Here is a 6,249-nt window from a genome sequence, read left to right on the forward strand (position 1 = left end):
GGCCAGGACGGCGTCGAAGGCCTCGGTGGCGCGCACCAGGCGCTGGCGGCGTTGGAGCGAGGCGCCCGACACTAGGGCGACATTGCCGCGCACGCGGCTCGACTCATGGCGATAGAGGTTGGCCAGCTTGGCCACCTCGTCGACGTACGGCGCCGCCTCGTGGGGGCGGCGGGCCTCGAAGGCGACCGCCTGCCGAGCGATCAGGTCGGTCAGGCGCTCGGTGAGGATGATCAGCTGTTCGACGCGGTCGTCGCAATCGAGGGCGTTCAGGGCCATGGGGTTACTCCTTCAGACCTTGCATCTTCAGCATTTCCTTCTGGATGGCGGCGGACACGCCGACGCCGCCGGCCTTGGAGACCTGCTTGGCCATCTCCTCGGCCAGAAGGGACTTGAACATGTCCTCGCCGGCGCCGCCGCCGCCAACCTCCGGCGTCGTCATGCCGGCGGTCATCGACTGCATCATCACCGACAGGAACGAGGCCTCGAACTTCTGGGCCGTCTCGCGGATCTTGCCGCGCTTGAGCAGTTCGGCGGTCGAGGCCGCGGTCTGGCCGACGGTGTCGATGGGCGAAACGGCGGCCGAGGAAAGAGCGCTCATCACATCACCTCGATGTCGGCTTGCAGGGCGCCCGCGGCCTTGATGGCCTGCAGGATCGAGATCATGTCGCGCGGGGTGACCCCCAGGGCGTTGAGCCCGCCGACCAGGCTCTTGAGCGAAGCGCCGCCGCCCAGGGTCAGCAGTTGCCGGCCGGTCTCCTCGTTGACGGTGACGGTCGATTGCGGAACCACGGTGGCGGCGCGTCCCTGGCTGAACGGGGACGGCTGGCTGACGGCGGGAGTCTCCTGGACCGAGATGGTCAGGTTGCCCTGGGCGATCGCCACCTGGCTGATGCGGACGTCGTCGCCCATGACGATCACGCCGGCCACTTCGTCGATGATCACCTTGGCCGGAGCGTCGGGCTCGACTTCCAGGTTCTCGATGCTGGTGACGAAGCTGATCATGTCCATGCCGGGCGGCGGACGGACCGCGACGATGGTCGGGTTCTGGGCCTGGGCGCAGTTGGGGAAGCGGCCGTTGATGGCGTCGGCGATGCGGCGCGAAGTGGTGAAGTCCGGGTTGCGCAGGGTCATGCGCAACACGTCCATGCTCACCATCTGGAAGCCGGTTTCCTTTTCGATGATGCCGCCGGCGGAAATCCGGCCCGCGGTGGGCACGCCCTTGGTCACCGAGCTGCCCGAGGCGCCGCCGGCCGAGACCGCGCCGGTCTGCACCGAGCCTTGGGCCACCGCGTAGGTTTGGCCGTCGGCGCCTTGCAGCGAGGTGACCAGCAGGGTGCCGCCCAGCAGGCTCTTGGCGTCGCCGAGGGTCGAGACCGTGACGTCCATGCGCGCGCCGGTCGCGGCGAAGGCCGGCAAGTTGGCCGTGACCATGACGGCGGCGGTGTTCTTGGTGTTGAGGTTGCCGTCGCGGACGTTGACGCCCTGACGCTCGAGCATGGCCTCCAGGCTCTGCTTGGTCATTGGCGCGTTGCGCAGGCTGTCGCCCGAACCGTTCAGACCCACGACGATGCCGTAGCCGACCAGCTGGTTGTCGCGGACGCCCTCGAAGGCGACGATGTCCTTGATGCGCGACTTGGCGTCGGCCGGAGAGGCGACGAGCGTTGCGGCGAGGGCGAGGCTCAGAACGGCGGCAAAGAATGAACGAGACATGGCTATCCTACGGCGGGGTGGCATCCCCACGCCGCTGCATGCCAGAACCGGGCCAAGGCGAATTGGCAAAAAATCTCAATGAAATCAGTTGAGGCGCGGCGATATTCTGCCTGCGACATTCTGGTTCGGCAGATTCTGCCCGGCATTAACCATACCGCAAGCGGAGCCCTAGCAAGATGTGGTTAACGGGGAGGGGGTGACTCCCTCGATCGCCAGTCGGAGCAGGATTTCGTCATGAAGGTTTCCAGCACGGGAGGCGCGGGCGCGGTTGGCGCATCGCGGGCCAAACCGACGGGCGGCGGTTCAGGGTTTTCCCTGCCCTCCGTGGGCGGCGCCAGCGCCGCTTCGGGGGTCGCCCAGGCGGGCGGCGTGGCCGGGATCGGGTCGCTCGACGCGCTTCTGGCCCTCCAGGCCGACATGGACCCGATGGAGCGCAAGCGGCGCGCCGTGAAGCGGGCCGGCGGCCTGCTGGACCTGCTGGACGCCCTGAAGCTGGCGACCTTGGACGGCGAGATTTCGACCGGCACGCTGTCGCGACTCAAGAGCGCCGTGCGCGAGCATCGCGAGGCGACGGACGACCCCAAGCTCGAGGGCATTCTCAACGAAATCGAGACGCGCGCGGCCGTCGAAGCGGCCAAGCTCGAGCAGATGCGGCTGGGCTAAGATCGCTGATGAAACCGTCGCTTAGAAAACACGGTTCGCCATATATCCCCAGAATCGCGAGGTTCGTGCACGGCGGTGAACACCCCGCTCATGCGACGTTCATTGAACCCGGCTATCGTTTTGGTATAAGCACCCGGCCTGACCTAGGCGAAGTTCATCGGGGCGTGAGGCGTTAATGCAAACGGCCACTGTTCTTAAGGCACCAGACTCGTATCGTCCGTCGGATGACGAGCCTTTCATGAATGAGCGTCAGCTTGAGTATTTCAAGCAGAAGCTTCTGGCTTGGAAAGAAGAGATCCTCCGCGAATCTCGCGAGACGGTTTCCCATCTACAGGCTGAAACTGAAAACCATGCCGACCTCGCCGATCGTGCGTCGTCGGAAACTGATCGGGCGCTGGAGCTTCGCACCCGGGATCGTCAGAGAAAACTTATCTCCAAGATCGACCAGGCGTTGCGCCGAGTCGAAGACGGTTCCTACGGCTATTGCGAGGAAACCGGCGAGCCGATCGGTTTGGCGAGGCTGGACGCGCGGCCCACCGCGACGCTCAGCCTGGAAGCCCAGGAACGTCACGAACGTCGGGAACGGGTTCACCGCGACGACTGAGGGTTCACCGACCTTCGACTGAATGTGTTTCAAACGGCCTCGCCCTCACGGCGGGGCCGTTTTTGTTTAGGTCCAACCAAGAGAGCCTGTCATCCCGGACAAGGCCCAGCGGGCCGCAGATCCGGGATGACAACCCTTTGTGCCGTTCACCACAGCGACGCCGCGGCGCGCGCCGGCCACGCCCTGTCGTAATCCGCCCCGCCCACCGCGTTGTCGCTCATCGCCGACAGCATCGCGCCGGGCGAGGGCAGGGACCGGGGATCGACTTGGCTTTCCGTCTTCCACAGACCCGAGCGGACGATCGCGCGGGCGCACTGGAAATAGGCCTCGACCACGGTGACCACCAGGCAGGTGCGCGGCGCCTTGCCGTCGACGGCGAAGCTGGCCAACAGGTCGGGATCGGCGCTGACCACCGCCCGCCCGTTGACCCGGAAGGTCGTGCCCGAGCCGGGGATCAGGAACATCAGCGCCACGCGGGAGTCGCGGATCACGTTGCGCAGGCTGTCGGTGCGGTTGTTGCCGCGACGGTCCGGCAGGATCAGCGTCCGCTCGTCGTGGATGCGGACGAAGCCGGGCTGATCGCCGCGCGGGCTGCAGTCCAGGCCCTCGGGGCCGACGGTGGCCAGCGCCACGAAAGGCGAGGCCTCGATCAGGGCGCGATAATGCGGGGTGATGCGGTCGGCCACCTTGACGGTCGAAGCCGCAACCGGAGCCGGGGTGTAGAGGGCCTCGAGCGCTTCGAGGCTGTCGATGATCTGACCGATGGCGAACATGGGCGGCTCCCCCTCAAGGGTCGCCAACATAGCGGATGTCGCGAGGCGACGCCTAGGCGTTGGCGTTCTGGACCATGGCGCAGGCTTCGGCCAGGCGGTGGGGCGAGATCGGCTTGTCGACCACGGCGCGGGTGCGGGCGCCCAGCTGGTCGGCGTTGCCGGTCACATAGACCACGGGAATGGGTCCCAGCCGCGCCAGGATCGCGGTGACCGCCTCGACCCCCGTGCCGCCGATGATGCGATAGTCGGCGGTGATCAGATCAGGCGGGTGTCTGAGGGCGCAGTCCAGCGCCTCTTGAGGGCTTTCCGCGATATCGAAGGTGTCGAACCCTTGCTCGGCGAGCAGAGCCTCGACTTCCATCGCGATGAGGATTTCATCCTCGATGATCAAAGCATGTCTCTGGGACATGTGCACTGCACGCCACCGCTCTTCAGATCGTCTCTCGCCCTAGTAGAAGCCTATGATTCTGTTCTAGGCCAACGGTTTTTACGGCTCAGCTTGTCTAAGGCGCCATATCCCCGCTGTTGCGTCTTGTTCTCAGCATTCAAGTTCTTCCAAGGTGTTGTGTGTGATCACGATAGGAAGCGCTGGGTCTTGTCCGGTTTGGGCGAAATCAGGGATTTACCTGAGTTTATAAAACAGGAGCGCCGGAGCGCTGGTCTCTTGCCTCTCCCTGCGTGATTTGCGCTATGCAGAGCAAAACGCCAGGAGCGCGCCCCCATGTCGCAAGACGCCCCCACGACCCTTCCGCCCCTGATCCTGCCCCCTCTCGTCTTGACCGAGAAGCGCGGCCACATCGCGATCCTCACCCTCAATCGTCCCGACGCCATGAACGCCCTGGGCGCGCCGGGCGACGGCGACCAGGTGGCGGCGGCTTGCGAGGCGATCAACGACGACCAGGACATCCGCTGCGTGATCCTGACCGGCGCGGGCCGGGCCTTCTCGGCCGGCGGCGACGTCAAGGCGATGAAGGCGCGGGAAGGGGCGTTCGGCGGCAACGGCGTCAAGGTCCGCGACGGCTATCGCAAGAACATCCACCGCATCGTGCGGGCCATCTACGGCCTGGAGGTCCCGTCGATCGCGGCGGTCAACGGCGCGGCCATCGGCCTGGGCTGCGACGTGGCCTGCATGACCGACATCCGCATCGCCGCGGACACCGCCAGGTTCGGCGTGACCTTCCTGAAGCTGGGCCTGATCCCCGGCGACGGCGGCGCCTGGCTGATGCCGCGCACCATCGGCATGAGCCGTGCGGCCGAGCTTTTGTTCACCGGCGACATCATCGACGCGGCGAAGGCCGAAGCCTGGGGCCTGATCAGCAAGGCCGTGCCGGCCGAGACCCTGATGGACGAGGCCATGGCCTTGGCCACGCGCATCGCCCAGCAGCCGCCTCACGCCCTGCGCATGGCCAAGAGCCTGCTCAAGCACGGCCAGACCGCCAGCTACGACACCCTGATGGAGATGAGCGCAGCGGCCCAGGCCATCGCCCACCACACCGACGACCACATGGAGGGCGTCGACGCCATCCTCGAGAAGCGTCAGCCCAACTTCCGGGGGTCGTGATGGGCAAGGAGGCCAAGGGCGTCTGGGGTCAGCTTTCCGACGGCGAGAGCGACGGCAAGCTGCTGTGGGAGCCGCCCAAGCTGATCTTCCGCGGCGCGGTGCGCGGCATCTTCCAGGGCCACGCCTTGCGCGATCTGAAGGTCGAGGGCGACGACCTGGTGCTGACCGACGGCACGCGCTTCACCCTGGAGCCGGGCCAGGCCGACAAGTGGCTGCACGCCATCCAGAACCCGCCCGGGCGGCTGGACAAGCTGGGCGTCAAGGCCGGCCAGACGGTGGTGGTCCAGGCGATCGACGACGCCGCGTTCCTGGACGAGCTGTCGACCCGCGTCGAACCGGTCGAAGCCTATGAGGACATCGACCTGCTGTTCCTGGGCGTCGAGGACCTGGCCGATTTCGACCAACTCGAGGATCTTGTTGGTGGGCTGGGGCCGAAGGGCGCGATCTGGATCGTCGCCCAGAAGGGCAAGGGCGCGCCGCTGAAGGACGTCGAAATCCTGACCGCTGCCCGCGAGCAGGGCCTGGTCGACACCAAGGTCTGCGCGTTCTCCAAGACCCACACGGCCCTGCGGTTCGTTAAACGCAAGGGCGCGGCGGTGGCGAAGGCGGCGGTGGCGGAGGATGACGGGGGCTTTGACGACGAGGGCTAGGGACTGGAACATCTGCTTGGGGCGTTGAGCGAGGGGCGGCTTTCGACCCGTTGCGGCCGTCCACGGAACCCCTCCCTCTCTCTATGAGAGAGGGGTTTCACGGGGACCGAGCGCCGTGGATCCCCGCCAGCGCCGCGACGAACCCCAACCTTTCCAACGCCCTGAAAAATAATCAGCGTCACCGATCCTCGGACCTCAGACCCGCCGCATAATCAGTGCTGTCTCCGTCGCGGGGGAGGGCTCTTGGTACCGGCCCAAGCAGGCGAAGGGGATCGAACCGAGCGGGGC

The 6,249-nt window shown here is 66.3% G+C and carries 8 protein-coding genes and 1 pseudogene; 4 read left to right on the plus strand and 5 right to left on the minus strand.

Annotated elements, in window-relative coordinates; translation table 11 throughout:
* The 3 genes and pseudogenes from WAL33_RS10315 to WAL33_RS10325 form a co-directional block, all read right to left on the minus strand.
* A pseudogene (locus WAL33_RS10315) lies at positions 1-276 on the minus strand (flagellar basal body protein); the annotation flags it as partial.
* 4 nt (positions 277-280) lie between these two features.
* Positions 281-598 carry a rod-binding protein gene (locus WAL33_RS10320; protein WP_422181051.1) on the minus strand — a complete coding sequence of 106 codons (318 nt, stop codon included), beginning with the start codon at positions 596-598 and terminating at the stop codon, positions 281-283.
* Positions 598-1,710: a flagellar basal body P-ring protein FlgI gene (locus tag WAL33_RS10325; RefSeq protein ID WP_422181053.1), complete on the minus strand. Its 1,113-nt coding sequence runs from the start codon at positions 1,708-1,710 to the stop codon at positions 598-600. Before WAL33_RS10325 ends, WAL33_RS10320 begins: the two co-directional genes overlap by 1 nt.
* Positions 1,711-1,944: 234 nt before the next feature.
* Between WAL33_RS10325 and WAL33_RS10330 the strand changes: the two genes are divergently transcribed.
* Together WAL33_RS10330 and dksA are read left to right on the plus strand one after the other, a co-directional pair.
* Entirely contained in the window at positions 1,945-2,373 is a 429-nt protein-coding gene (locus WAL33_RS10330; protein WP_422181055.1) for a flagellar assembly protein FliX, read from the plus strand.
* A gap of 175 nt (positions 2,374-2,548) precedes the next feature.
* Positions 2,549-2,977 carry an RNA polymerase-binding protein DksA gene (dksA, locus tag WAL33_RS10335; protein WP_422181057.1) on the plus strand — a complete coding sequence of 143 codons (429 nt, stop codon included), beginning with the start codon at positions 2,549-2,551 and terminating at the stop codon, positions 2,975-2,977.
* A gap of 146 nt (positions 2,978-3,123) precedes the next feature.
* On the opposite strand, the gene WAL33_RS10340 is transcribed toward dksA, so the two are convergent.
* Together WAL33_RS10340 and WAL33_RS10345 are read right to left on the minus strand one after the other, a co-directional pair.
* Positions 3,124-3,750 (minus strand): pyridoxamine 5'-phosphate oxidase family protein, encoded by a 627-nt coding sequence (locus WAL33_RS10340; RefSeq protein WP_422181059.1) that lies wholly within the window; start codon positions 3,748-3,750, stop codon positions 3,124-3,126.
* A gap of 52 nt (positions 3,751-3,802) precedes the next feature.
* Positions 3,803-4,159, minus strand: coding sequence for a response regulator (locus tag WAL33_RS10345; RefSeq protein WP_422181061.1), 357 nt, complete (start codon positions 4,157-4,159; stop codon positions 3,803-3,805).
* 312 nt (positions 4,160-4,471) lie between these two features.
* On the opposite strand from WAL33_RS10345, the gene WAL33_RS10350 reads away from it, so the two are divergent.
* Both WAL33_RS10350 and WAL33_RS10355 read left to right on the plus strand, forming a co-directional pair.
* The gene (locus WAL33_RS10350; RefSeq protein ID WP_422181063.1) at positions 4,472-5,311 is read left to right on the plus strand and encodes a crotonase/enoyl-CoA hydratase family protein; all 840 of its coding nucleotides are present in this window, start codon (positions 4,472-4,474) and stop codon (positions 5,309-5,311) included.
* Positions 5,311-5,961: a DUF3052 domain-containing protein gene (locus tag WAL33_RS10355; RefSeq protein WP_422181065.1), complete on the plus strand. Its 651-nt coding sequence runs from the start codon at positions 5,311-5,313 to the stop codon at positions 5,959-5,961. The genes WAL33_RS10350 and WAL33_RS10355 overlap by 1 nt, the downstream gene beginning before the upstream one ends.
* Positions 5,962-6,249 lie beyond the last annotated feature (288 nt).

Origin of the sequence: Caulobacter sp. (assembly GCF_049283275.1) — a bacterium.
Classification (GTDB): Bacteria; Pseudomonadota; Alphaproteobacteria; order Caulobacterales; family Caulobacteraceae; genus Caulobacter.

Bases quoted from the DNA above. Each gene is read 5' to 3' on its own strand.
- WAL33_RS10320 (WP_422181051.1), bottom strand. From the start codon at position 598: ATGAGCGCTCTTTCCTCGGCCGCCGTTTCGCCCATCGACACCGTCGGC.
- WAL33_RS10325 (WP_422181053.1), bottom strand. From the start codon at position 1,710: ATGTCTCGTTCATTCTTTGCCGCCGTTCTGAGCCTCGCCCTCGCCGCA.
- WAL33_RS10330 (WP_422181055.1), top strand. From the start codon at position 1,945: ATGAAGGTTTCCAGCACGGGAGGCGCGGGCGCGGTTGGCGCATCGCGG.
- dksA (WP_422181057.1), top strand. From the start codon at position 2,549: ATGCAAACGGCCACTGTTCTTAAGGCACCAGACTCGTATCGTCCGTCG.
- WAL33_RS10340 (WP_422181059.1), bottom strand. From the start codon at position 3,750: ATGTTCGCCATCGGTCAGATCATCGACAGCCTCGAAGCGCTCGAGGCC.
- WAL33_RS10345 (WP_422181061.1), bottom strand. From the start codon at position 4,159: ATGTCCCAGAGACATGCTTTGATCATCGAGGATGAAATCCTCATCGCG.
- WAL33_RS10350 (WP_422181063.1), top strand. From the start codon at position 4,472: ATGTCGCAAGACGCCCCCACGACCCTTCCGCCCCTGATCCTGCCCCCT.
- WAL33_RS10355 (WP_422181065.1), top strand. From the start codon at position 5,311: ATGGGCAAGGAGGCCAAGGGCGTCTGGGGTCAGCTTTCCGACGGCGAG.